Source organism: Pseudomonas sp. SJZ078 (assembly GCF_007828255.1).
In the GTDB taxonomy this organism is placed as follows: domain Bacteria; phylum Pseudomonadota; class Gammaproteobacteria; order Pseudomonadales; family Pseudomonadaceae; genus Aquipseudomonas.
Genome location: NZ_VIUG01000039.1, coordinates 1 through 23,543, shown reverse-complemented (window position 1 = coordinate 23,543; position 23,543 = coordinate 1). Strand labels below are relative to the sequence as shown.

The following is a 23,543-nucleotide window of genomic DNA, read 5'->3' as shown; positions in this document are numbered from 1 at the left end:
CCCACAAGGGATTGGTGGCGAGCGTCGAGGGTGTGTTCACCGAGATCCGCTCACAAAAAACCCGGCCTTGGCCGGGTTTCGGGTCATTGCATCCAGGGCGGAGGCGGTTCTTCGGTTTTGCCGGGGGGAGCGTCGTCCGCCGCGCGTACGGCCTGGCGACGTTCTTCGTCGAGGCGAGCGGCTTCGATCTCGCGCATGATCCCGCCGACATCCGCCAGTTCTTCCGGCTCGTCGAACTCGCCGGTCAACACGCTGCCCGGGTGCAAGGTGCCAGACTCATACAGCGCCCACATCTCCTTCGCATACCGGGTGCGCTTGAGCTCCGGTGCAAAACGGCCGAAGTAGGAGGCCATGTTGCCGACGTCCCGCTCCAGCATGCTGAAGGCATGGTTGTTACCCGCAGCATCCACGGCCTGTGGCAGATCGATGATCACCGGACCGGTCGGCGTGAGCAGTACGTTGAACTCCGACAGGTCTCCGTGCACCAGACCGGTACACAGCATCAGCACGATCTGGGAGATCAGGAACGCGTGGTATTCACGGGCCTGATCCGGTTCCAGCACCACATCGTTCAGACGCGGTGCCGCATCGCCATATTCGTCGGCCACCAGTTCCATCAGCAGCACGCCTTCGAGGAAGTCGTACGGCTTGGGTACTCGCACACCCGCATTGGCCAGGCGGAACAGCGCCGCCACTTCGGCGTTCTGCCAGGCATCCTCGGCTTCCTTGCGCCCGAATTTCGAACCTTTCGCCATGGCACGGGCCTGGCGACTGTTGCGGACCTTGCGGCCTTCCTGATACTCGGCCGCCTGACGAAAACTTCGCTTGTTCGCCTCCTTGTAGACCTTGGCGCAACGCAGCTCATTGCCGCTGCGCACCACATAAACAGCTGCTTCTTTACCACTCATGAGAGGGCGCAGCACTTCGTCGACCAGACCGTCTTCGATCAGGGGTTCAATGCGTTTTGGAGTCTTCATCAGCTTTTATTCTGGGTCCTTTATGACCAAACACGCGAATGACAGCCGTTATACGGCAATCCTTCCTCCACGGGGAGGGGTTACCGACCTATGAACCTTCGATGCACACACTGTGCCGATAATCGACCAGGCCGAATCATAGCTGACAGTCGAAGCGCCGTTGGCGTTCGGATGCCTTTGCATTTGCGACAAAATTTTCGCCGGACTGAAATCCGGTGAACGGATTCAGGGCTTGAACAACTCCCCCGGCGTAACCCCGAACATCCCCTTGAACGCCGCAATGAAGGCAGACGTGGAATCGTACCCACACGACAACGCCGCACCGGTCACGCTATCGCCCTCCTCCAGCAATCTCAGGGACGACAGCAGCCGCATGCGCTGGCGCCAGGCACGAAAGCTCAGGCCGGTTTCACGCTGGAACAGGCGCATCAGGGTTTTCTCCGAGGTGCCCAGACGTTCCGCCCACACGTGCAGGGTCACGTTGCGCTCAGGTTGTTCGATCAGTTCGTTACACAACCCCAGCAGCCGGTCATGGCGTGGCAACGGCAGGGAGAAGCCCACTTCCGGCAACAACGCCAACTGATCCAGCAGCACCTGCACCAGCCGTGCCTCCTGCGTATCGCCCTGTGGATAATCGGCCGGCCACTGACAAAATACCTTGATCAACTCCCGGGCCAGCGGCGTGACTTCCAACACCCGGCAGCGATCATCGGCCCATGGGCAGCTGTCGCGGTGGATATACAGGCTGCGCATCTCCGCTCGCATCGATGTCACGACCTGATGCTCCAGGTCGGCCGGGATCCAGATCCCCCACTGCGGCGGCGCGAAGAAACTGCCGGCGGCGGTGTGCACGCCGAGAACGCCGCTGATGGCGTAGGAAAACTGCACCCAGTCATGCCGATGGGCCTGGGTCCACGAACCGGCGCTCAAGCTCTCGACACGGGCATACAGCGGCCTGGGCAATTGCGTCAGGTCGGGAATGCGACGTTCGAGCTGTTGTTGTCCGTTAGTCGGCATTGATTGGCCTTATGTCGCAAGACGACTGTCAGGACCGACGTTAGGCTAACTCATCTCCCCTGACAACCTGCGGTGCCCTATGGCTATTTTCAGACACCTCAAGCGCATGGTGACCGACTGGTTCCTGTGCGGCATGTTGCTCGCCACGTTGCTGGCGTATTTCTTTCCGGGCTTTGGCGCCACCGGCGGCGCGATGCATGCCGAGTGGGTCGTCAATATCGGCATCTTCGTGGTGTTTTTCCTGCACGGGGTCAACCTGTCGGGCGAGCAGATCCGACACGGCCTGAAAAACACCCGGCTGCACTTGATGGTGCAGGTGTTTACCTTCGGCGTTTTCCCCTTGATCTGGCTCGCCAGCAACAAGCTGTTGGGCAGTCATGTGCCGTCTCTGCTGATGCTGGGGTTCTTTTACCTGTGCGCCCTGCCCTCGACCATTTCTTCCTCGGTGGCCCTCACCGGCAGTGCGGGGGGTAACGTGCCGGCGGCGATTCTCAACGCGAGCCTGTCCAGCGTGCTGGGGGTTTTCCTGACACCGCTGCTGGTCAGTCTGGTGGTCGGTCGCGGCGATGGCGGTATCGACCTGGGTTCGACCCTGCTCGACCTGTGCATGATGTTGCTACTGCCGCTGGTACTCGGGCAGTTCCTGCGGCGCTGGCTGGCCGGTTTTTTCGGCCGCTACAAGCGCTACACCAGCATCATCGACAAGCTGGTGATCCTGCTGCTCGTCTATGCAGCGTTCTGCAATTCCATGGTGTCCGGGATCTGGCAACAGCAAGGCAACGGCGTGCTGCTCAGCGCGGTATCCGGCAGTGCAGTGCTGCTGGCAATCATCCTCTGGATGACCACCCGCACCGCCCGAACCCTGCGCTTCAACAATGCCGATGAAATCGCCGCGGTGTTCTGCGCCAGTAAGAAATCCCTGGCCGCCGGGGTGCCGATGGCAGCGCTGATCTTCGGCAACAACCCAGGCCTGGGACTGATCCTGCTGCCGATCATGATCTACCACCCGATGCAGTTGATCGTCTGCTCGATCCTGGCCGAGCGTTACGCCAGCCGTCAAAGAGCGTTGGTCAACCGGCAGAGCGAGACGCTGCTCAACGCTCGATAATCGCCGTCACCCCCTGGCCGGCGGCGGCGCAGATGGAGATCAGTCCACGGCCCCGTCCTGCGGCATCGAGCAACTTGGCAAGATTGGCAACAATGCGCCCGCCAGTGGCGGCAAACGGGTGACCGGCGGCCAGGGAGCTGCCCTTCACGTTCAATCGACTGCGATCTATGGCCCCCAAAGGCGCGTCGAGGCCCAGGCGGGTCTTGCAATAGTCCGCATCCTCCCAGGCCTTGAGCGTGCATAGCACTTGGGCGGCGAATGCCTCGTGGATCTCGTAGTAATCGAAGTCCTGCAGCGTCAGCCCGTTGCGCGCCAGCAGCCGGGGCACGGCATAGACCGGCGCCATCAACAGTCCTTCGGCACCATTGACGAAATCCACCGCGGCGGTCTGGCCGTCCCGCAGGTACGCCAGGATCGGCAAACCCCGCGCCTTGGCCCATTCCTCGCTGCCCAGCAACACCAACGAAGCGCCGTCGGTCAACGGCGTGGAGTTGCCGGCGGTCATCGTGCCCTTGGCGCTCTTTTCGAAGGCCGGTTTGAGCGAGGCGAGCTTTTCCAGGGTCAGGTCCGGGCGCAGGTTGTTGTCCCGGGTCAGGCCGAGAAACGGCGTCATCAGATCGTTCTGCCAGCCTTCGGCGTAGGACGCTGCCATTTTCTGGTGGCTTTCCAGGGCCAGTTGATCCTGTTCCTCCCGGGGAATCTGCCAGGTCTGGGCCATCAGCTCGCAGTGCTGGCCCATGTTCAGGCCGGTGCGCGGCTCGTTGATACGCGGCAGTTCGGGGACGAGGTGCTGGGGGCGCAGTTGCAGGAATACTTTGATTTTCTCGGCGGTGGTCTTGGCGCGATTGGCTTGCAGCAGGATCCGGCGCAGCCCTTCATTGACGGCGATGGGCGCATCCGAGGTGGTGTCCACGCCGCCAGCAATCGCGCTGTCGATCTGGCCCAGGGCAATCTTGTTGGCCACCAGCAGCACCGTCTCCAGCCCGGTGCCGCAGGCCTGTTGCACGTCATAGGCGGGGGTGGTGGGTGACAGCCGCGAGCCGAGCACGCACTCCCGGCTCAGGTTCATCTCCCGGGAATGCTTGAGCACCGCGCCGGCGGCCACCTCACCGATGTGCAGGCCATGCAGGTTGTAGCGCTCGATCAGGCCCTCGAGGGCGGCCGTCAGCAGTGCCTGGTTACTGGCGGTGGCATAAGCCCCGTTGGAACGGGCAAAAGGAATGCGATTACCACCGATGATCGCGACGCGGCGTGGCTGTGTCATGAAGAACTCCCCGAGTAGGTTCCAATGCGCTGATGGTCACGAAAACCAATTTTGTCTGCGCACAAGCTTAGGCTTTATCTCGCCAATCGAACGACTGATTGCCGATCATGGTCCACACTTGGGAGCTCATCAGCCGGAGTACGTTCCATGTCTGACCGTTATATCGACTTCGCCAATTCGCCCATTGGCCTGCGCCTGGTCGGTGCCCTTGGCCTGCCCTCGCCGGTTCGTCTGGAACGCTGGCAGGCCGGGCGGCTGCGGCCTATCGAGGGCGCCCTGCTGCTGGGCGGCGGGCCGCTGATCGAGCCGATCGGTACGTTCGCCAAGCGCCTGACCGATGGGATTTTCGTCTATGGCGCCGAACCGACCCTCGCCACCGAGTGGATCCCTGGCCACGGCCCGAAAATCAAGGCCGTGGTGTATGACGCCAGCCATCTGGCCCAAGCCGATCAGCTCAAGCAACTGCGGGAATTTTTCCAACCGCTGATGAAAAATCTCGACCGCAGCGCCCATGTGGTCATCCTCGGTCGCGCCCCGGAAAATCTCACGGACCCCTTCGCCGCCAGTACCCAGCGAGCGCTGGAGGGGTTCAGTCGCTCGCTGGCCAAGGAACTGCGCCATGGCGGCACGCTGCAACTGTTGTATGTCGGTGACGGCGCCGAAACCCAGTTGGAAGGCCCGCTGCGGTTCTTCCTGTCGCCCAAGAGCGCGTTCATTTCCGGGCAGGTTATTCGCCTGAACGCTTGCCAGGCCCAGGTCCAGGACTGGACGCGACCGCTCACCGGGCTCAAGGCACTGGTCACCGGCGCAGCCCGCGGAATTGGTGCATCCATCGCCGAAACCCTGGCCCGTGACGGCGCCGACGTGATCCTGCTGGACGTGCCCCAGGCCAAGGCCGATCTCGACGCCCTCGCCGCGCGCCTGGGCGGGCGCGCCGTGACCCTGGACATCTGCGCCGAAGACGCTGCGAGCCAGTTGATCGAACACCTGCCAGACGGCGTGGATATCGTCGTGCATAACGCCGGCATCACCCGGGACAAGACCCTCGCCAACATGACGCCAGAGTTCTGGGACGCAGTGCTGGCGGTCAACCTCAACGCACCGCAGGTACTGACCAAGGCCCTGCTCGACAGCGGCACCTTGCGGGACAATGGCCGGGTCGTTTTGCTGGCCTCCATCAGCGGCATTGCCGGCAATCGCGGCCAGACCAACTATGCCGCGAGCAAGGCCGGGTTGATCGGCCTGGCCCAGGCCTGGGCGCCGCTGTTGCAGGCGCGAGGCATCAGCATCAACGCCGTGGCCCCCGGCTTCATCGAAACCCGGATGACCGCCGAAATCCCCTTCGCCCTGCGCGAAGCCGGGCGACGCATGAGCTCCCTGGGCCAGGGTGGCTTGCCTCAGGACGTCGCCGAAGCCGTGGCCTGGCTCGCGCAGCCGGGCACGGGGGCGGTCACCGGGCAGGCGCTGCGGGTCTGCGGACAAAGCCTTTTGGGAGCCTGAACATGACGATCCAATGGCATGAGGTCAGTAGCGCGCCGGGCATGTCCGGGCTCTATGCGAAGGCCGCGACTCGTCGCAAGATCACCGGCAAGACCTTGCCGGAGACCGGGTTGCGCCAGGTGCTCCAGGTGGATCAGCAGCGCCTGGTGGCCTATCGCAAGGTCTGTGGCTTTGTCGACAATGGACTGCTACCGCCGACTTATCCCCACGTACTGGCGTTCGCCCTGCAGATGCAATTGCTCACCGCCCGGGACTTCCCGTTCCCGCTGTTGGGGTTGATCCATCTGAGCAACCGCATCCGCGTGCTCCGTCCCATGGGCGGCGTCAGCCAGGTAAGGGCCAGCGTCAATGTCGAACAGCTGCAGCCCCACCCCAAGGGCGCGGTGTTCAACCTCGTGACCCGCATCGAGGATCAATTGGGACCGCTGTGGGAAGCCGAGAGCGAGATGCTCTGTAAGGGCGTACAGCTTGACGGTGCGCTGGTAGAGCCGCCACCGCAGATGACTCCGGCGCTGACCGAAGTGACGCGCTGGACAGCCCCTGCCGACATCGGCCGGCAATACGCCAAGGTGTCCGGCGACTACAACCCGATCCACCTGAGTGCCATCAGTGCGCGAATGTTCGGCTTCCCCACCGCCATCGCCCATGGTCTGTGGAACAAAGCACGGACCCTGGCCGCACTGGATGATCACCTGCCCGAAGCCAACCTCGAAATCGAGGTGACCTTCAAGAAACCGGTACGCCTGCCCAGCGAAGTGACGCTGCTGGCGAGCTCAGCGGGGTCCAGTGGGGATTTGCAGTTGGTGGGGTCGGGGAATCTGGAGCACATGACAGGGAGCTGGCAGCCGATTGCCTGAGCCAGGCGGTGGGTCAGCCTGCATCCATGTTTAATGGACTGCCGTCATCGTCGGATCGCCGCCCGGAGCAGGCTCGCTCCCACATTGGATCTGCAGCGACCAAACATCTGCTTTCGACACAAATCCCCTGCTCGCGATAGCGGTGATCACCGCGGCGGATAGTTGGCCAGGATACGCCCGACCGTCTCGCGCACCGCGTTGTCGCGGTCAGCGGGGTTGGGTGAGCTGCTGAGCAGTTGCTCATCGCTGCCACGCCAGACCAGCTTGCCGTCCTTGCCATCGAGCAAGTCGATCTGCACGGTCGCGACCTTGTAGCTGACGTTGCGGGTTTCGTTGTACATCGGCCCGCCCCAGTAGCCGTTCCAGGGCCCGCCCCAACCGCCGCCATAGTGGGTGGTCACTTGTTGCTGGCGGTCCTCGACGATCAGATAGGCCTGGACCAGGACATCGCCACGCCCACCGGTGGCAGGGCGCAGGCCGCGCTGGTCCAGTTGATCGGTCACGGCCTGACGGATCCGCTGCTCGGTCAGGTCACTCTTGATCCGCGGATCATCGGGACGGTACTGCAACGCCGGTTCTTTCCAGCTCCAGCTGCGATAGGCCGCGAAGTCGCGGCTGGTATCGAAATCATGGTTGACCTGGTTGGTCGCACAGGCGCCGAGCAGCAGGGCAAGGCCCAGTAGAGCAAGACGATGGAACATCACGCTTCTCCTGTTGCGTAATCAACTGGGCGGATAGGCCGACATGGCTTTTTCCACCGCCTCGCGAATAGCATCGGTGTTATCGCCCGGCCTGCCACGCTGAGGGGTTTCGGCACTGGCACTCCACACCGGTTGGCCGTTGCGGGCGTCGAACAGGTCGACGCGAACCACCACAACCTGTTCCTGATACGTGCGCACGACCGGCACGGTGTTGTACATGCCGTAGCCAGGACCGTAGCGGTTGTAGCCTCCGTAGTAGCCCGAATCATAATCTTCCCGAACCTGGCGCAGGCGGGTCTCCAGCCGCAGGTCGGCACTGACGAACAGGTCGGCCGGCCGGTTGTCATGCAGCGGACGCAGGCCGCGCTGGTCCAGAGCGTTGCTCACCGCCTCGGCCACCTGGGCCGAATCTGCCCACGCGGTACCCGCCGGCAGGCGTCCGTTGAGCCAGGCCCAACTGCGATAGCGCCCATAGTCACGGGGTGCCGCCGGGTATGCGCTGCGGTCGAACACCGTAGCAGCCTCGGGCGGGGCCGGCGGCAGCGGCCTGGAGGTGGCGACATAGGGGTTGGTGCCCTGGCAGGCCGCCAGCCCCAGACATAACATCAGTAACGCTGTACGGCCTTGCATTTCACTCTCCGATCAGAGGGGACGGCAGATCCAGTGCAGATAACGTCCCAGCCCGGCAAACGCAGGATGGCGACGGTGGGCCAGCTCCATGTCCAGCAACTGTGACAGCTCTACACGACCTTGAAACTCCACCGGCATGTAGTCGTGAAAAACCCGCACGCCACTCTGGCTTTCGACCTGCCACACACCCTCAAGTTGCGCCGCCAACACTCGCGGATCAAGAGGTTGTTGCGGCGTCAGGCTCTGTTTTTCACCGGCCATGTCGTTGTTGCGCAGCTTGCGGAAATGCCCCTTGAGCAAGTTCCGATAAACCAGCGCGTCACGGTTGTAGAACGCCAGCGACAGCCAGCCGCCGGGTGCCGTGAGTTGATGCAACACCGGCAGAATCGTGTGAGGCTCGGCCAGCCACTCCAGCACCGCGTGACACAGCACCAGGTCGTACGGCTCGCTGAGCTGGCCCGGCAGTTCCTGCCAAGGCGCCTGGATAAAGGTTGCCTCCTGGCCGGCATCGGCAAACCGCTGGCGGGCGCCTTCGAGCATGGGTGCGGCCGGTTCCGCCAGGGTGACATGATGACCGCGCTCGGCCAGCCACAAGGACATATGGCCCAGGCCGGCGCCGATGTCGAGCACACGCAACGGGCGCTCCGGCAACACTTCGAGCAGATCGGCCTGGAGCACCGCCAGGCGAATCGCGCCCTTGGCCCCGCCATAGATTTTTTCGGCAAACCGCGTGGCGAGCTGATCGAAATGACGGTCGCTCATTGGCCGAACCGCCGCTCGCTGTCGGCCAGTTTGCTGCGCACCACGGCGTCCATGTCCAAGCCCAATTCGCTGCACAGCAGCAACAGGTACAGGATGATGTCACCGACCTCCTGCCCGGCGTGGGCCAGTTTGTCAGCCGGCAGCTGGCGCGACTGGTCCTCGGTCAGCCACTGGAAAATCTCCACCAGTTCGGCCATCTCTACACTGGCGGCCATGGCCAGGTTTTTCGGGCTGTGGAATGGACGCCATTCGTTGCGATCACGAATGGCGTGCAGGCGTTCAGTCAGTTCAACAAGGTTCATCGGGCTCTCCTGGATGCCCATAGCTTCCGGGGGATGACGGGGGAAGGCAAGCGTCTCGATACGAAGCGGCAATTTGCCCCATAATCGAACGATCGCGGCGCCAATGGCTCCTACAATCAGGAGCCCGAGGCTCGACTCGATTCCCTTCCATCAGGATGCAAACATGCAGGTAGAAAGCTTTTTCGAATGGCTCGGCCAGGCACTTGGTTCGATAATCCGTTTCATCGTCGACCTGCTCAGCGGCCTGTTCAACACCCTGGCCAATGCCGGCGGCAACTTCGTCGACGGCCTGTCGCGGGCGTTGGGCATGGACACCTCGATCATCAGCATCATTGCGCTGATCCTCGGGCTGATGCTGCTGTACTCGGCGATCCGCGCCTTCATGCGCGCCTCGATTGTGCTGGGGATTATCTGGCTGGTGTTGGGGCTGTGGTTGTTGAGTTGGATCATTCACTGACTCAAGGATCACCACCTGCCCCGGGACAGTGTGATTCCCTGTGGCGAGGGGATTCATCCCCTCGCCACAAAAACCCTCTGTTTACTCCACCCCTTCAGGTGTAGGCCCTGGCTACACCGCCTTGCGCCGTTGCCTACAACTACGCCAGAATCCGCCGGCTTGTGCGCCTTGGGGCCGGGTCTTATTGTTTTCCCGTCGCTGACAAATCAGCGATCGGGTTTAGCGATCCGGCTTCATATACAGACGCAACAATGCCCAGTCTCGATTGCAGACGCTCTATTCCTGCAATCTCGTCATGGTGGCTGTGCGTGGGAGACCTTCTGGTCTACCCGGGGTTTCTGTGACCCGGATCGCTAACCCGCGTACAGCCGCCACCTTTACTTGTTTAGCGATAGGTCGTGGTGGCTCAACCAATCACGGAGATTCACCATGTTCAAGGTAACCCCCAACCCACCGATCACCGATTCAACATCCCCCGGCGATCCCACCGACTCAACGACTTTCGACAAAGCCGCCAAACGCGCCCTCGACTTCTACCTCAAGCCCGAACAGCCTGAAACCAAGCCAGACCAACTGTTCACCGTTGTGAACGGCATCGACACCGAATGCCTGCTCGCCAACCTCAGCGAAACCCTGTCCTCCGCCAACGTCATGGCCGCTGACCTGGCCTTCGATCTCGATGGTTCGCGCCGCCACGTGGCCCTGGGCATCCAGCAGTTGATCGAACTGGGCGGCTTGCTGGCCAACCGTGCGCTGGACAACGTCGACCCAGGCTAACCGAAGCAACACATCACCCTGTGGCGAGGGAGCTCGCTCCCGCTCGGCGGCGCAGCCGTCGTAAAACCAGCTGATACGGTGTGCCTGGACGCCCGCGCCAGTTCTGTTTGGGGCGGCTGCGCCACCCAGCGGGAGCAAGCTCCCTCGCCACAAAAGCCCTCTGTTTATTCCACTCCCTCAGGTGTAGGCCCCGGCTACATCGCCTTGCGCCGCTGCCTACAACTACGCCAGAATCCGCCGGCTTGTGCGCCTTGGGGCCGGGTTTTATTGTTTCCCCGTCGCTGACAACTCAGCGATCGGGTTTAGCAGCTCGGATAACATCAAGGCACGCCAGTGTCGCTATCTGAACAATCAATCAGTATTGGTTTTTCAGCATTATGGCGGCTATGCGTGGGGCACTTCGGTGCGCCGGGTTCCTTGATGCCTGGTCTGCTAACCCGCGTACAGCCGCCACCCACCTCGTTTAGCAGCGATGGATGACGGCTCCACTCATCAAGGAGCTTCATCATGTTCAAGGTAACTCCCAACCCACCGAGCACCGATCCGACATCCCCCTGCGATCCCCTCGACCCAACAGCCTTCGACAAAGCCAGCAAACGCGCCCTCGATTACTACCTCAAACCCGAACCGACCGAAGCCAAAACCGCCCCAGGCCAGCTCTTCACCGTGGTCAACGGTATCGACACCGAATGCCTGCTCGCCAACCTCAGCGAAACCCTGGCCTCGGCCAATGCCATGGCCTGTGACCTGGCCTTCGAGCTGGACGGCTCCAGACGCCACATCGCCCTGGGCATCCAACAGTTGATCGAACTGGGCGGTTTACTGGCCAACCGTGCGCTGGACAACGTCGACCCTCGCTAACGAAAAACACATCACCTCTTGTAGCGAGGGGATAAATCCCCTCGCTACAAACCCGCTACAATTGCGCTCCACCAAGGAGCCCCCATGTCCAACCTGCTCGCCGACTGGCGCGACCATCTCACCCATCGTCGGGTCTGGGCGTTGGCCGCGCCGATGATTCTTTCGAACATTTCCGTGCCGCTGGTGGCGCTGGTGGACAGCACCGTCATTGGCCATTTGCCCCATGCCCATCAGTTGGGCGCGGTGGCGGTCGGGGCGAGTTTGTATACGGTACTGGCCTGGGCCGTGGGTTTCCTGCGCATGGGCACGACCGGGTTCGCCGCCCAGGCGGCAGGGCGTGGCGATGGCGCAACGTTGCGGCAAGTGTTGTTGCAAGGCCTGTTGCTGGCGATGGGGTTGGCGGTGACGCTCGGAATCGTCGGGGTGCCGTTGAGCAACGTGGCGTTGCACTTCATGCAGCCGTCCGCCGAACTCAATCAGTTGACCCGGGACTTCTTCTACACACGGCTCTTCGGCCTTCCGGCGGCGCTGGCCAGTTATGCGCTGGTGGGTTGGTTTCTCGGGGCCCAGAACGCCCGGGCACCGCTGGCGATTCTGCTGAGCACCAATCTGGTGAACATCGCCTTGAACCTGTGGTTCGTGCTTGGTCTGGACTGGGGCGTGGCCGGTTCAGCCCGGGCCTCGGTGATCGCTGAGTGGACCGGGGCACTGGTCGGCCTGGCCCTGGCCCACAAGACTCTGCGGGCCTGGCCCGGGCAGATTGTCTGGGCTGCCATGGGGGTATGGCAGAACTGGCGACCGCTGCTGGCGGTGAACCGGGACATTTTCATTCGCAGCCTGGCCCTGCAATCGGTGTTTTTCCTGATTACCGTACAAGGCGCGCGCCTGGGGGATGCAACCGTTGCGGCCAACGCGCTGCTGCTCAACGGGCTGTTGCTGACGGCCCATGCCCTGGACGGCCTCGCCCATGCCGTCGAGGCGCTGTGCGGCCACGCCATTGGCGCCCGCGACCGCCTGGCGCTACGCCGCTCATTGGTGGTGGCGTGCGGTTGGTCATTGATTGCAAGCATCGGGTTCGCGCTGCTGTTCCTGCTCGCCGGGCATCTGTTCGTCGATATGCAGACCGACATCCCCGACGTGCGTGACACCGCCTACCGCTACCTGCCTTATCTTGCCGCCCTGCCGCTGATCGCTGTCTGGAGCTATGTGCTCGACGGCTTGTTCATCGGCGCCACCCGCGCCCGGGAAATGCGCAACGGCATGCTGCTGACCCTGTTGCTGGTGCTGCCCTTTGCCTGGGCCCTGCAAGCGCTGGGCAACCATGGCCTATGGATCACCTTCCTGTTATTCATGGCGTTGCGCAGCCTGACCCTCGGTGGTTTCGCCTGGCAATTGCACCGCCAGGGTCGCTGGCTCGCAGCCCAGGCCCAATAGCGCCTCACCCCTCATTGCCTTGCCACAATCGTCGCAGATGTTCGAGACGCTCGCGCTGGGAGCCGCCGACCAGCGCTGGCGGCGGCCGGACGTCGGGGTGTTGCAGACGCAGCCACAGCCAGCCGTCGAGTACTTCCCGTTCGGTAAACCCCAGTTTCAAGCCCTGCTCCAGGCAATCCCAGAGCGCTCGGTACTCTCGTCCGGTGGCACGAGACCAGTGCCAGGCATGACGCTCCAGCAGGCATTGCTGCAATTTGTGCTGTTGTCGATCGCTGAGGCTGTGCTCATTCTCCAGCGGCGCCACGGGCAGCCCCGGGTTGGACAGTTGCTGCCAGCCCTGACTGCCGATGGCCCGGTCGGCCCAGGTACCGCCGAACCAGCGCAGCAGGCGGATCGGCCCGAGCCAGCAACTGAGCTCCCCGGGGTCGCAGCCGTCGAAGAAATAGCTGGCGGTGTGGGGGTTGTAATAGCTCAACAGCGCCTTGTGGTGAGGACCCAAGGTCACGGTCAGCATGCGTCGCAGATGCGCCAGCAACTGCGACGCCGGCGATTCGCTCACCAACAACAGCCCCGGCCAGGCATCCGCATCGACATGGCACAGGCTCGCCAGCGCCGGCGCTTGCTGCAAGTCCACCAGCAGCGGACCGTGCTCCTTGAGCCCATGCCATTCGGTGTCCTCGAACAAGGCAAAGCACCGCGCTTGCGCGAACTGCTCTTGTAGACGCCGCGCCGCCCCGGGGACGCCGGGAATGTCGAGCAGCAACCATTGAGGCGTTGTTCCGGCCAGGCTTGCAGCGCTCATGGTGCGGCACCCGTGTCGCGCCGTGTCACCAGTCGGCAGGTGCATATCGGTTGATTACAGGCACTGAAGCTGCCGCCCCCGGGCAACAGGCAGAGCAACACCAGCGGCTCGGCCGCCTGGATCGCAGATAGCAACGCCGGATCGGCTCCGGATGGCCACGGTGCTTCATGGGGCGTCGAGTCAGGGGGCGCTGCATCGGCTATTTCTGCAGCAGCCGGCGCATCAAGAAGCGCGCTGATCATGGGCCGATCCGGGTCGCCCTCGCAGAAACTGACCAACACCTCGGTGCCCGCCCGCAAAGTGCCCATTCCGCGGACGGCCAGCGCGGGTGCCAATGGCAGCCAGCAATGACTGGGACTGGCCCCCTCCCCCTGATAGACCCAATCGAACTGCACCGCCACCCGCCCGGCCATCTGCGGCACCGGCTCGTCCACTTCCACCACCCACCCGCGCTGCCGGCCCAGCATGCGCGGCCTGGCGGGAAGGCCGGTCGCCACAAACGGCAATTCCCAGGGAACGGCCTGGAAGTGGTTACCATACCCCCACGCCCCAGCTCGGTGCTCCACCTTCGTCAGCAGCCAGCGTTGGTTCCAGTCGCTGAAAGGATGGGCCGTGAGCAACAGCACCTGCCCGCTGTACAGTCCCATCAGATCACTGCTGCCTTGGGCGACCTGTTCCCCCGACGCGCTGGTTTGCACGTTGAAAACCTGAACTCCAGGAGTCGTCCCGTAGGCTGCCTCGTCGACAGGAGTAAAGCCGCCCGCGTTGTCGGAGAACACCAGGCAATGTCCGTCCCGAGCCTGTTCGAAATGGAAGTGGATGCCTGCCTGGGCACACACCCGCTGGAGAAACTGCAGGTCCGACTCGCGGTATTGGGTACAGAAATCCTGCGGCGGGTATTCTCCCGTCAAGTCCAGGCACAGCTGGCGACCGCCGATGCCATGGCCCTTGAGCACCTGGCGGATGATCTGCGGCACCGTGCAGTCGCTCAGTACCCGCTGGTTGAAGCGCTGCGCCAGGCAGGCCAGCTTCGGCCCGATACGCAGGCGACAGCCGGCGTCGGGACGCTGCTGCACAAGCTCGTGAAGCTGACCGTGGATGCCCCCGCCCGCCTCCCCGAAACTCAACCAGACGCTGCGGTATAACAAGCCCGCCAGGTCCGGCGGCGTGTCGCCGGGCGACAACTCCACCTCATAGGCAAAAGGTTCGCTGATGGCTTCGCTACCCATGAAGGCCGACACGACAAAGGGTTCGGGCAGACCGGCTATCTCCAGACGAAGTGACGGCTCGTTGGCTGGATCGGACATCGGCGTATCTCTACAGGAGGGGCGGCCGGGGATTCTCGCTGAGAGCCATGGCGGAGTAGAGAGCCCAAGTACAAGTTAGGAAAGGGACTACATGAAATGAGGACAGTATTGAGTAAATGACCCGGCGCTCGGAATTAACAGCCGCACAAATAAAAACGCCCTCCGAAACTATCCGAAAAAACACACAATATATGGTGAGTTTTCTGACAGCCCGAAGGGGCGGCGCTGATCAATCAAGTAGAAACCTGAAGAGGCTTTGTGGCGAGGGGATTTATCCCCGTTGGGCGGCAGAGCTCGGTCTTGGGGGCGCTACGCGATCCAGCGGGGATAAATCCCCTCGCCACAGGTGTTAATCATGTCCCCGGACAAACAGGTCCGTGTTCGCATCAGGACGACAGGTACGACGAACGCGTCAACCCCAGGCGCAAGGCATCGAGGAACTGGGTGCGCTCGGCGGCGCTGATACGGGCGCTGGCACATTTGTCGCGGTAGTGGGTCATCAATTCTTCCGGCGACAGGTGCACGTAGCGCAGCATGTCTTCGATGGTGTCGTGGGTTTCGATACCGGCGTGGTACACACTGCCGTCGGCGTTCTGGTAGATGTTCACCGAATCGGTGTCGCCGAACAGGTTGTGCATATCGCCGAGGATTTCCTGGTAGGCACCCACCAGGAAGATTCCCAGCAGGTAATCCTCGCCTGGATTGAGGGCATGGACCGGCAGGCTGGTCTCGATGCTCTGCTCGTCGACGTACTGCTTGATCTTGCCGTCGGAGTCGCAGGTCAGGTCTTGCAACACGGCACGGCGCATCGGCTCCTCGTCGAGACGATGCAGCGGCAGGATCGGCAGCACCTGGCCGATGGCCCAGGTGTCCGGCAGGCTCTGGAATACCGAGAAGTTGCAGATGTATTTGTCAGCGAGCTTGTCGTTGAGTTCATCCAGCACCTGGCGGTGGGAGCGCTGGCGCGCCTTCAACGAGTTGTGCAGGCGGCGGCACACGGCGAAATAGCATTGCTCGGCCAGGGCTTTTTCCGCCAGGGTCAGCTTGCCATCGGCGTACTGGGTGGCCACGTCGCTCATGTAGTGGGTGGCGCGCCAGTAGGTTTCGGTGACCATCTCGATATCGGTCGGGCCCAGCAGGTCAACCAGCCACTGCACGGTTTCCGGCAGTTCCTGCTTGTTGTCGATCACCGGCATGTCGTCGACGTGCTTCTCCACGTCGGTCACCTGCACCACCAGCATCGCGTGGTGCGCAGTCAGGGAGCGACCGCTTTCCGAAAAGATATGCGGATGCGGCAGGCTCTGGGCATCGCAGAACTCCTTGAGCATGCCGACTACGACACCGGCGTAATCGTCCATGTCGTAGTTGATCGAACTGGCATTGCGCGAATGCGTACCATCGTAGTCCACGCCCAGGCCACCGCCGACGTCGATGTGATCCACCGGCAAGCCAAGGTTGCGCAGTTCGCCGTAGTAACGGATCGCTTCCTTGAAGCCGTGCTGGTAGTCCGCCAGGTTGGCGATCTGCGAGCCCATGTGGAAGTGCAGCAGGCGAATGCCCTGGTCCAGGCCAGCCGCGCGGAAACGTTCGACCACTGACAGCAGCTGTGCGGCGGACAAGCCGAACTTGGACTTCTCGCCACCGGTGTCGGCCCATTTGCTCGACGCCAGGGACGACAGGCGCACCCGCAGGCCAACCTGTGGCTTGACCTTGAGCGAAGCGGCCTCTTCGATCACCAGGCCGACTTCGGACTCTTTCTCGATCACGATGAACACGTTGTGGCCCAGCTTCTGGCCCATCAGCGCCAGGCGGATGAACTCACGGTCCTTGTAACCGTTGCAGACGATGGTCCCGCCCTTCGGCGCCAGGGCCAGCACCGCCAGCAACTCCGGCTTGGAGCCGGCTTCCAGGCCGATGGAGACATTCTGGGTGGCGATGATGTTCTCGATCACCGCTTCCTGCTGGTTGACCTTGATCGGATAGAGCGCGGTGTACTGGCTCTGGTATTCCAGGCGCGCGATGTTGCTGTCGAAGGCACCGGTGAGCTGGCGCACACGGTCTTGCAAGATGTCGGGGAAGCGCACCAGCAAGGGCAACGACAGGCCGCTCTGGCGCAGTTGATCGACCTGCTCGAACAGATCGATGGGCGAACTGTCGGGACCGTTCGGACGAACTTCGACGCGACCGGCGTCATTGATCGCGAAATACCCGGCCCCCCAATGGCGAATCCCATAAACACTGCGGCTGTCCGCAACTGTCCATTGGCTGCCATCGTCTTTGCGTGTGCGTCGTACGGACATCGAAGTCCCCTATAAAGAAGTCAAAATGCACCATCCGGTCGGAGGCTGGCGCAGTCTAGAGAATGGAAATGACGATTTGCCTGCAAGCAGGGTAGACCCTGCTGGCAGCGCTGAGTTTAGAAACCCGTTCAGAACAGGCTCTGTGAAAACCCTATGGGCGACCTCGGACATCGGGTTCGGATCAAGCCGGAGCGGTTTTCACAGAGGCTGCTAGCCGCCGGATTTCTTTGCCTTGAAACCGTGCTTGACCAGTTCCGCCAGCAAGAGCTCGACGTGGTCGCCCTGGATCTCGATGACGCCGTCTTTCAACGCGCCACCGGTGCCACAGCGTTTCTTCAACGTGGTGGCCAGTTCCTTGAGCGCATCTTCGGCCAATGGCACACCGGTGATCGTGGTCACCGTCTTGCCGCCACGGCCCTTGCTTTCACGGCGCACACGGGCAATACCGTCACCTGCGGGGATGACGGTCTGTTTACAGATGCAGGCATCCACCGGCTGACGGCAATCGGGGCAATGACGACCGGCGTCGGTAGAAAATACCAGGCCGCCCAGGGCGGCGAAGGATGCGGCTTTTTTGGCCACCGGCAATCCTCTTGGGAGGACAAAGACTGGTCGGGGAAAGTGCCTCGACCGCGAAGCCCCACTCAGGCAGGGGCAGCGCTACTGGACCGCAAGACGTCGGTTCAGCTTGAAAAGTCGCGCAGTGTAACGGCAAAAAGCCGACTTGCTAAGGGCCAATCCGCGCCAATTTACAGCTTCTTTGCGACACCGCGCAGATAGCGCTCAAGCGCCGCCAATGAGTCCGGGCAATAAGGCTTGTGCCGGATTTCATCCAGTACCTATTCGATCGGCATGAAGCGCGCTTCAAGCACCTCTTCAGGCTGCAATACCAAGGGGCCGTCCCACACCGCAGAAAACGCCGAGCACCACAGACGACTGCCCGGGTCTTCAAAGTAGAAATGATCATGGGCGGTAAGCGGCACCCCGCTCACGCCCAGCTCCTCTTCCAGTTCACGGGCCGCCGACTCGGCATAGGTTTCGTGGGCCTGCACCATCCCGCCCGCCGCCACGTCCCAGAAGCCCGGATAGATCGCCTTGCTCAGGGTTCGCCGGTGGACGCACAGCTCACCCGCCGAGTTGAACAGCATGATGTAGGTACCACGCCCGATCAGGCCACGCTCGCGCAAGTCCGAACGCACCAGGCTGCCAAGCAGGTTGTCGTGTTCATCGACCCAAGCGATCAGCTCGGCATCCGAGGCCACTCGGTGAGCGGCCTCCCGGGGACTTTCGCTCATGGGTCAGCCCTGGTTCAGCAATTGCCGCAAGTCGATCACCGCCGCGTTGGCCCGGGAGATGTAGTTGGCCATGACCAGAGAGTGGTTCGCCAAGACACCGAAACCGCTGCCGTTGAGGATCATCGGACTCCAGACCGGCTCCTGGGAGGCCTCCAGCTCACGAATGATCTGCCGCACGCTGACCGTGGCGTTCTTCTTCGCCAACACATCGGCGAAGTCGACTTCGATGGCGCGTAGCAGATGGGACAAGGCCCAGGCCTGGCCGCGTGCTTCGTAGAACACGTTATCAATCTGCAGCCATGGGGTCTCGACCACTTCTTCATCCACCTGCGGTACCTGGCCCGGGGCCGGGACTTCGGTTTTCAGCGAAGTGTTGAGCTTGACCCGGCCGACACTGGCCGACAGGCGCTGGGACAGCGACCCCAGGCGAGTACCGACATCCCCCAGCCAGTTGTTCAGGTTGTCGGCACGGGCATAGAACAACGCGCTTTTCTGGGCTGGATCGGACAGGCGCGCCTGATAGCGGCTCAGGGAATTGATGCCTTCCTGGTACTCCGACTCGCTGGAGGGCAGCACCCAACTGCGGTTATCGAAGTTGAAACGCGGCTCGGCCTTGGCCAGGTCGGCGTCCTCGGCGGACTGGGACTGGGAACGGGCGAAGTCCTTGCGCAAGGCGCGACTCAGGTCACGGACCTGCACCAGCACGCCGTACTCCCAGCTCGGCATGTTGTCCATCCACAGGCCGGGTGGAAAACGGTCGTTGGAAATGTAGCCGCCCGGCTTGGTCAGCAAGGTACCGGCCACCGTCTTGAGAGTCTCGACGGTGGTGTAGCCGACCACCATTTGCCGGCCATCCCTCTCGGCTGCCGCCTGGGCATTCTGCTGCACGGGAAACAGCGCAGGCTCCTGGCTCCAATACCAGCCGATGGCAATGGTCACCAGCAGATACAGGCCGATCAGCGTGGCCAGCGCGCGGCTGAAAAACAGCCCACCCAGGTAGCTGCGGGCGGCCGATTTCGGCTCGGCGGCACGTTCAGGTGCGCTGCCCGCGCGGTTTTTCCAGTCCAGCATGGCGATGTCCCTTCAATCACTTGAGTTCACGGTTCGACCACAACCCTACGCCATCGTGCCTGATTTGAAACGCGATAAATCCCGCGTAAATCATGCTGGCCCAGGCAAGGCAGTCGGATGGCAACTATAAAGGAAGCGCGGCCATCGGCCTACGAAACCGACCGGTCATAAACTGAATGTCGCTGCCGGGTAGATTATTGACGTACGACACTCATGCGTATGAAAAGAGATGCTAGCATAGAGCCACCAGTCGACCTCAGCATGTATCTAACTAAGTAGTCAGGATAATGACCGAGCCAGAAGACCCCAGCCGTGAGCGCCTCAAGCACCACTTTGCCCAGCGGGTAATTCATCAGGCTCGTCAGATCCTGGAGATCTGGCAGCGCCTGCAACGCAGCGAGTGGTCCAGCACCGACCTGTTGGAGCTCAGCGAGGCCAATCTGCGCCTGCTGCGTTTTGCCGAGCGTTTCGAACAGCCGGAGCACTCCCAACTGGCCCACGGCATCAGCCAGTCACTGCAAGCGGTGGATGCCAATCGCGGGCGGTTGAGCAGTCAACTGATCACCGAGATCAATCGTCTGATGCAGCGCCTGTCCCGTACCGGCCTGCGTCATGGGGACCAGCTCGAACAGACCTTTCTGCCACCGTTGCGCAAACCCATCTATGTGTTGCTGCAAGACCATGACCGTGCCGAGCGCCTGGCCAAGCAACTGGAGTTCTTCGGCCTCAGCGCCCAGGCGCTGGACAGTGTCGCGGCATTTCGTGCCTCGATGGTCGAGCGGCTGCCGGCGGCGATTGTCATGGACGTGGACTTCAGTGGCCCCGGCATCGGTCTGAAACTGGCGGCCGAAGCCCAGCAAGGCCTGGAACAGCCGTTGCCCCTGTTGTTCTTCAGCCTGCTGGAAACCGATACCCCGACCCGTCTGGCGGCCGTGCGCGCCGGCGGGCAGGAATTCCTCACCGGCACCCTCGAGGCCTCGAGCCTGCTGGAAAAGATCGAGGTGCTGACCTGCGTCGCCCAGTACGAACCCTATAAAGTGCTGATCATCGATGACTCCCGCGCCCAGGCCCTGCACACCGAGCGCCTGCTCAACAGTGCCGGCATCGTGACCCGCACGTTGATCGAACCGATCCAGGCCATGGCCGAACTGGCTGATTTCCAGCCCGACCTGATCATTCTCGACATGTACATGCCCGCCTGCACCGGTACGGAACTGGCGAAGGTGATCCGTCACAATGACCGCTATGTCAGCGTACCGATCATCTACCTGTCCGCCGAAGACGACCTGGACAAGCAGCTCGATGCCATGAGCGAAGGCGGCGACGACTTCCTGACCAAACCGATCAAGCCCCGCCACCTGATCACCACCGTGCGCAATCGCGCGGCCCGGGCCCGCAACCTCAAGGCGCGGATGGTGCGTGACAGCCTCACCGGCCTGTACAACCACACCCACATCCTGCAACTGCTCGAAGACTGCTGCTTCCGAGCCCGCCGCGAAGGCAAGCCGCTGAGCTTCGCCATGCTGGACATCGACCATTTCAAACGGGTCAACGACAGCCATGGCCATCCCATGGGGGACCGGGTGATCAAGAGCCTGGCGTTGTTTCTCAAGCAGCGTCTGCGCAAGACCGATTTCATCGGCCGTTATGGTGGCGAAGAGTTCGCCATTGTCATGCCGGACACCAACATCAACGACGCTTGCTCGGTGCTGGATGAAATCCGCCAACGCTTTGCTGAAATCCACTACCCGGCCCAGCCCCAGGACCTGTGGTGCACGTTCAGTGCCGGTGTAGTAGAGATGAGCCAGGAGTCCGACAGCCTGATGATGGCCAGTGAGGCGGATGAAGCCCTGTATCGCGCCAAGCACGCCGGTCGCAACCGGGTACAAAACGCAAGGCAAAGTGCCACCTTTTCATCGGAATCAACCGATTCAGTCATAAACCTGTAACCCAAGCGCAATAAATTCAGGCACTTACGATTCTGCCCCCGGTAGACCTTGAATGCGCCTGAAACTGCTGACCAACCTCAATACCCTGCTCTTATTGGCCGTCTGCCTGGGCCTCGGCGCCACGCTATGGTGGTCCCAAGTCGCCCTGGAACGTCCTTACCTGTTGATGGAGCGCTACCTGGGCCTGTCCCGGCAATTCCAGGGTGAGGTGACGCGCAACATCGAGGATTATCTGGCCAGTGGCGACGCCTTGCGCCTCAGCGCCGCCAGCCAGTCCCTCGACACCCTGCAAAAAGAACTGGATCAATTTCCCCCGGAGTTGGCCCGAACCCTCAGGCCGAGCCTGTCGAGCCTGGAAGACTTCAGCAAGACCGACCTGCTGGCCGCCGGCAAGCTGGCCGGCGATCCCCAAGCCCTGCTGTTGCAGGCCGAGCGTGAACTGGGCGCCAACCTGGAGCAGCTCGCCCGGTACGCCAACGGTGCCCCGAGCTACCTGCCTTTGCTGTTCAGCGCATCGCAGCACCTGGGGCGGCTGTCCCTGGCACGGGACAAGCTGGTCAGCAGCGGGCGCAGCGAACTAGCCACTGATGTCGAGCGGGAAGTGGCCAGTATCCGTGCGCAGGCCGGTCAACTGGACAGCCTGCCATTGCTGGGGGTGACAAGCAGCAGTGATTCCGCCGGCGATGATTTCGCCGCGCTGATGGGCCTGGAAAACCAGGAAAAAGCCGTCGCCGAAGACGCCGGCATCGCTCTCAAGCGCGAACTCAACAGCCTGCTCGGTCGCTACCCCACGGAACTGGCGCGCACCCGCGAGTTGATCCAGAAGCGCACCGAACTGAGCAATGCAACCCATGTGAAAACCGCCGACGTGCAACAGGCGATCAACGCCCTGGAACCAGTGGTGCGTACCCAACACGGGCAGATCCAAGGCGAGGTCCGATTGATCCAGGGACTGATGATTGGCTTGATTCTGTTGATCGCACTGCTTATCGACACCTTGCAACGACGCCTGGCGCGGACCCTGACGCACCTCGCGCCAGCCCTGTCGACCTGGGCCGAAGGCGACTTCAGCCGCGACATCCATGTGGGCGCCAGCAACCGTGAGCTGCAAGACATCCAAGCGTCACTCAATCGGCTGCGGGCCTATCTGGCGGATCTGGTGGGTACCATTCACCTGAACGCCGAGCAGGTCGCCGGCAGCAGCCGGGCCCTGGCCGATCTCAGCGCCGACATGCACAGCGGCGCGGAATATCAGGCCGACGATACGGCGCTGATCCGCGACTCCCTCAGCGAACTCGAAGCGACGATTCAGCAAGTGGCCGGCGATGCCAGCCAGGCCGCCGACGCCAGCCGCCGCGCCGGGCATGCGGTGGAGCAAGGGCAGAAAGTCATAGGTTTGAGCCTTACCGGACTGCATGCACTGGTGGGCGAAGTACAAGGCAACGCGCAGATGATCGAACAGTTGGCGGAAGAATCGGCCACCATCGGCGGTGTGCTGACGGTTATTCGCTCGATTGCCGACCAGACCAACCTGCTGGCCCTCAATGCCGCCATCGAAGCCGCCCGCGCCGGCGAGATGGGCCGGGGCTTTGCGGTGGTGGCCGAGGAAGTCCGCTCCCTGGCCCAACGCACGGCGGGAGCCACGGCCGAAATCCAGGCGTTGATCGCCCGCCTGCAACAGGCCGCGCGTCAATCAGTCGATGGCATGCGCGCCCAAGTCGAACACGCCGAAGCCACCGCCAACCAGGCACAAGCGGCCGACGGCGCACTGGATAAAATCGTCGACGCCATCCAGACCATCGCCGACACCGCCGTGCGCATCGCCGAAGTCACCGCCCAACAGAGCGGCGCCGTCAGCGAAATCCGCGATCACAGCGAGCGCATTCACCAGTTGGGCGGGGAGAACCTGCTGCGTATCGGCCAGGGACGGGAACAGGGCGAAAACCTACTGATGCTGGGTGGGCGCCTGCACACGGCGGTGCAGGCGTTTCGTGTTTGACTCAACGGCCACCACCAATCTCCTGTGGGAGCGGGCTTGCTCGCGATTGCGGTGGGTCAGCTTGCATAGGCGTCGAATTGTTCTGGTCAAGTTTTTCCGGACACCGATTACGGTGATCAAGCTGCCTGCTGCTCCATGGCTATTGGCGGCAGGTAGTTGTTATGGCTGTGGAG

21 protein-coding genes and 1 pseudogene are annotated in these 23,543 nt (G+C 62.4%); 9 read left to right on the top strand and 13 right to left on the bottom strand.

The genetic code is table 11. The features are described 5' to 3' along the window. Positions 1-83: 83 nt before the first annotated feature. Positions 84-977: a PA4780 family RIO1-like protein kinase gene (locus FBY02_RS24760; RefSeq protein WP_047702207.1), complete on the bottom strand. Its 894-nt coding sequence runs from the start codon at positions 975-977 to the stop codon at positions 84-86. A 225-nt stretch (positions 978-1,202) separates the two neighbouring features. Next, complete coding sequence (locus tag FBY02_RS24755) at positions 1,203-1,994, bottom strand: helix-turn-helix domain-containing protein (protein ID WP_144930792.1); 792 nt, start codon at positions 1,992-1,994, stop codon at positions 1,203-1,205. Positions 1,995-2,073: 79 nt separating this feature from the next. On the opposite strand from FBY02_RS24755, the gene FBY02_RS24750 reads away from it, so the two are divergent. Further along, positions 2,074-3,102 carry a bile acid:sodium symporter family protein gene (locus FBY02_RS24750; protein ID WP_144930790.1) on the top strand — a complete coding sequence of 343 codons (1,029 nt, stop codon included), beginning with the start codon at positions 2,074-2,076 and terminating at the stop codon, positions 3,100-3,102. Here FBY02_RS24750 and FBY02_RS24745 read toward each other — a convergent pair. Then, a complete protein-coding gene (locus FBY02_RS24745; protein WP_144930788.1) occupies positions 3,089-4,366 on the bottom strand; it encodes an acetyl-CoA C-acetyltransferase in 1,278 nt (425 codons plus the stop codon). The two genes, FBY02_RS24750 and FBY02_RS24745, sit on opposite strands and share 14 nt — an antisense overlap. Before the next feature lie 147 nt (positions 4,367-4,513). On the opposite strand from FBY02_RS24745, the gene FBY02_RS24740 reads away from it, so the two are divergent. After that, positions 4,514-5,866, top strand: a complete 1,353-nt coding sequence (locus FBY02_RS24740) for a 3-oxoacyl-ACP reductase (RefSeq protein ID WP_144930787.1) — start codon at positions 4,514-4,516, stop codon at positions 5,864-5,866. Positions 5,867-5,868: 2 nt separating this feature from the next. After that, positions 5,869-6,723 carry a MaoC/PaaZ C-terminal domain-containing protein gene (locus tag FBY02_RS24735; RefSeq protein WP_144930785.1) on the top strand — a complete coding sequence of 285 codons (855 nt, stop codon included), beginning with the start codon at positions 5,869-5,871 and terminating at the stop codon, positions 6,721-6,723. A gap of 146 nt (positions 6,724-6,869) precedes the next feature. On the opposite strand, the gene FBY02_RS24730 is transcribed toward FBY02_RS24735, so the two are convergent. Genes FBY02_RS24730 through FBY02_RS24715 form a run of 4 tightly spaced genes read right to left on the bottom strand, consistent with a single transcriptional unit; the run spans position 6,870 to position 9,118 of the window. Next, positions 6,870-7,424 carry a DUF4136 domain-containing protein gene (locus tag FBY02_RS24730; RefSeq protein ID WP_144930783.1) on the bottom strand — a complete coding sequence of 185 codons (555 nt, stop codon included), beginning with the start codon at positions 7,422-7,424 and terminating at the stop codon, positions 6,870-6,872. Between the two features lie 21 nt (positions 7,425-7,445). Next, positions 7,446-8,054 (bottom strand): DUF4136 domain-containing protein, encoded by a 609-nt coding sequence (locus FBY02_RS24725; RefSeq protein WP_144930781.1) that lies wholly within the window; start codon positions 8,052-8,054, stop codon positions 7,446-7,448. Positions 8,055-8,066: 12 nt separating this feature from the next. Continuing rightward, positions 8,067-8,816 carry a methyltransferase domain-containing protein gene (locus FBY02_RS24720; RefSeq protein ID WP_144930779.1) on the bottom strand — a complete coding sequence of 250 codons (750 nt, stop codon included), beginning with the start codon at positions 8,814-8,816 and terminating at the stop codon, positions 8,067-8,069. After that, positions 8,813-9,118 (bottom strand): MazG-like family protein, encoded by a 306-nt coding sequence (locus tag FBY02_RS24715; protein WP_144930777.1) that lies wholly within the window; start codon positions 9,116-9,118, stop codon positions 8,813-8,815. The genes FBY02_RS24720 and FBY02_RS24715 overlap by 4 nt, the downstream gene beginning before the upstream one ends. Before the next feature lie 163 nt (positions 9,119-9,281). Between FBY02_RS24715 and FBY02_RS24710 the strand changes: the two genes are divergently transcribed. The 4 genes from FBY02_RS24710 (at position 9,282) to FBY02_RS24690 (ending at position 12,647) form a co-directional block, all read left to right on the top strand. Beyond that, positions 9,282-9,575 (top strand): hypothetical protein, encoded by a 294-nt coding sequence (locus FBY02_RS24710; RefSeq protein ID WP_024780721.1) that lies wholly within the window; start codon positions 9,282-9,284, stop codon positions 9,573-9,575. A 429-nt stretch (positions 9,576-10,004) separates the two neighbouring features. Further along, complete coding sequence (locus FBY02_RS24700) at positions 10,005-10,352, top strand: DUF6124 family protein (RefSeq protein WP_144930773.1); 348 nt, start codon at positions 10,005-10,007, stop codon at positions 10,350-10,352. A gap of 507 nt (positions 10,353-10,859) precedes the next feature. After that, positions 10,860-11,213, top strand: coding sequence for a DUF6124 family protein (locus tag FBY02_RS24695; RefSeq protein WP_144930771.1), 354 nt, complete (start codon positions 10,860-10,862; stop codon positions 11,211-11,213). An 84-nt stretch (positions 11,214-11,297) separates the two neighbouring features. Further along, a complete protein-coding gene (locus FBY02_RS24690; protein WP_144930769.1) occupies positions 11,298-12,647 on the top strand; it encodes an MATE family efflux transporter in 1,350 nt (449 codons plus the stop codon). 4 nt (positions 12,648-12,651) lie between these two features. Here the strand turns inward: FBY02_RS24690 and FBY02_RS24685 are convergent, their stop codons facing one another. From FBY02_RS24685 to FBY02_RS24660, 6 genes and pseudogenes are all read right to left on the bottom strand, one after another. Continuing rightward, complete coding sequence (locus FBY02_RS24685; RefSeq protein ID WP_144930768.1) at positions 12,652-13,449, bottom strand: DUF4123 domain-containing protein; 798 nt, start codon at positions 13,447-13,449, stop codon at positions 12,652-12,654. After that, entirely contained in the window at positions 13,446-14,756 is a 1,311-nt protein-coding gene (locus FBY02_RS24680; RefSeq protein WP_144930766.1) for a type VI secretion system Vgr family protein, read from the bottom strand. The genes FBY02_RS24685 and FBY02_RS24680 overlap by 4 nt, the downstream gene beginning before the upstream one ends. 386 nt (positions 14,757-15,142) lie before the next feature. After that, positions 15,143-17,056, bottom strand: a complete 1,914-nt coding sequence (gene speA, locus FBY02_RS24675) for an arginine decarboxylase (protein WP_144930764.1) — start codon at positions 17,054-17,056, stop codon at positions 15,143-15,145. A gap of 210 nt (positions 17,057-17,266) precedes the next feature. After that, complete coding sequence (locus tag FBY02_RS24670; RefSeq protein ID WP_024781395.1) at positions 17,267-17,638, bottom strand: translation initiation factor Sui1; 372 nt, start codon at positions 17,636-17,638, stop codon at positions 17,267-17,269. A 167-nt stretch (positions 17,639-17,805) separates the two neighbouring features. Then, positions 17,806-18,351: pseudogene (locus tag FBY02_RS24665) on the bottom strand (NUDIX hydrolase). A 3-nt stretch (positions 18,352-18,354) separates the two neighbouring features. After that, positions 18,355-19,422 carry a DUF2333 family protein gene (locus tag FBY02_RS24660; RefSeq protein WP_144930762.1) on the bottom strand — a complete coding sequence of 356 codons (1,068 nt, stop codon included), beginning with the start codon at positions 19,420-19,422 and terminating at the stop codon, positions 18,355-18,357. A gap of 287 nt (positions 19,423-19,709) precedes the next feature. Between FBY02_RS24660 and FBY02_RS24655 the strand changes: the two genes are divergently transcribed. Beyond that, on the top strand, positions 19,710-21,371 hold the full coding sequence (locus tag FBY02_RS24655; protein ID WP_144930760.1) for a diguanylate cyclase: 1,662 nt from the start codon (positions 19,710-19,712) through the stop codon (positions 21,369-21,371). A 52-nt stretch (positions 21,372-21,423) separates the two neighbouring features. Then, positions 21,424-23,370: a methyl-accepting chemotaxis protein gene (locus FBY02_RS24650; protein WP_144930758.1), complete on the top strand. Its 1,947-nt coding sequence runs from the start codon at positions 21,424-21,426 to the stop codon at positions 23,368-23,370. The last annotated feature ends 173 nt before the right edge of the window (positions 23,371-23,543 follow it).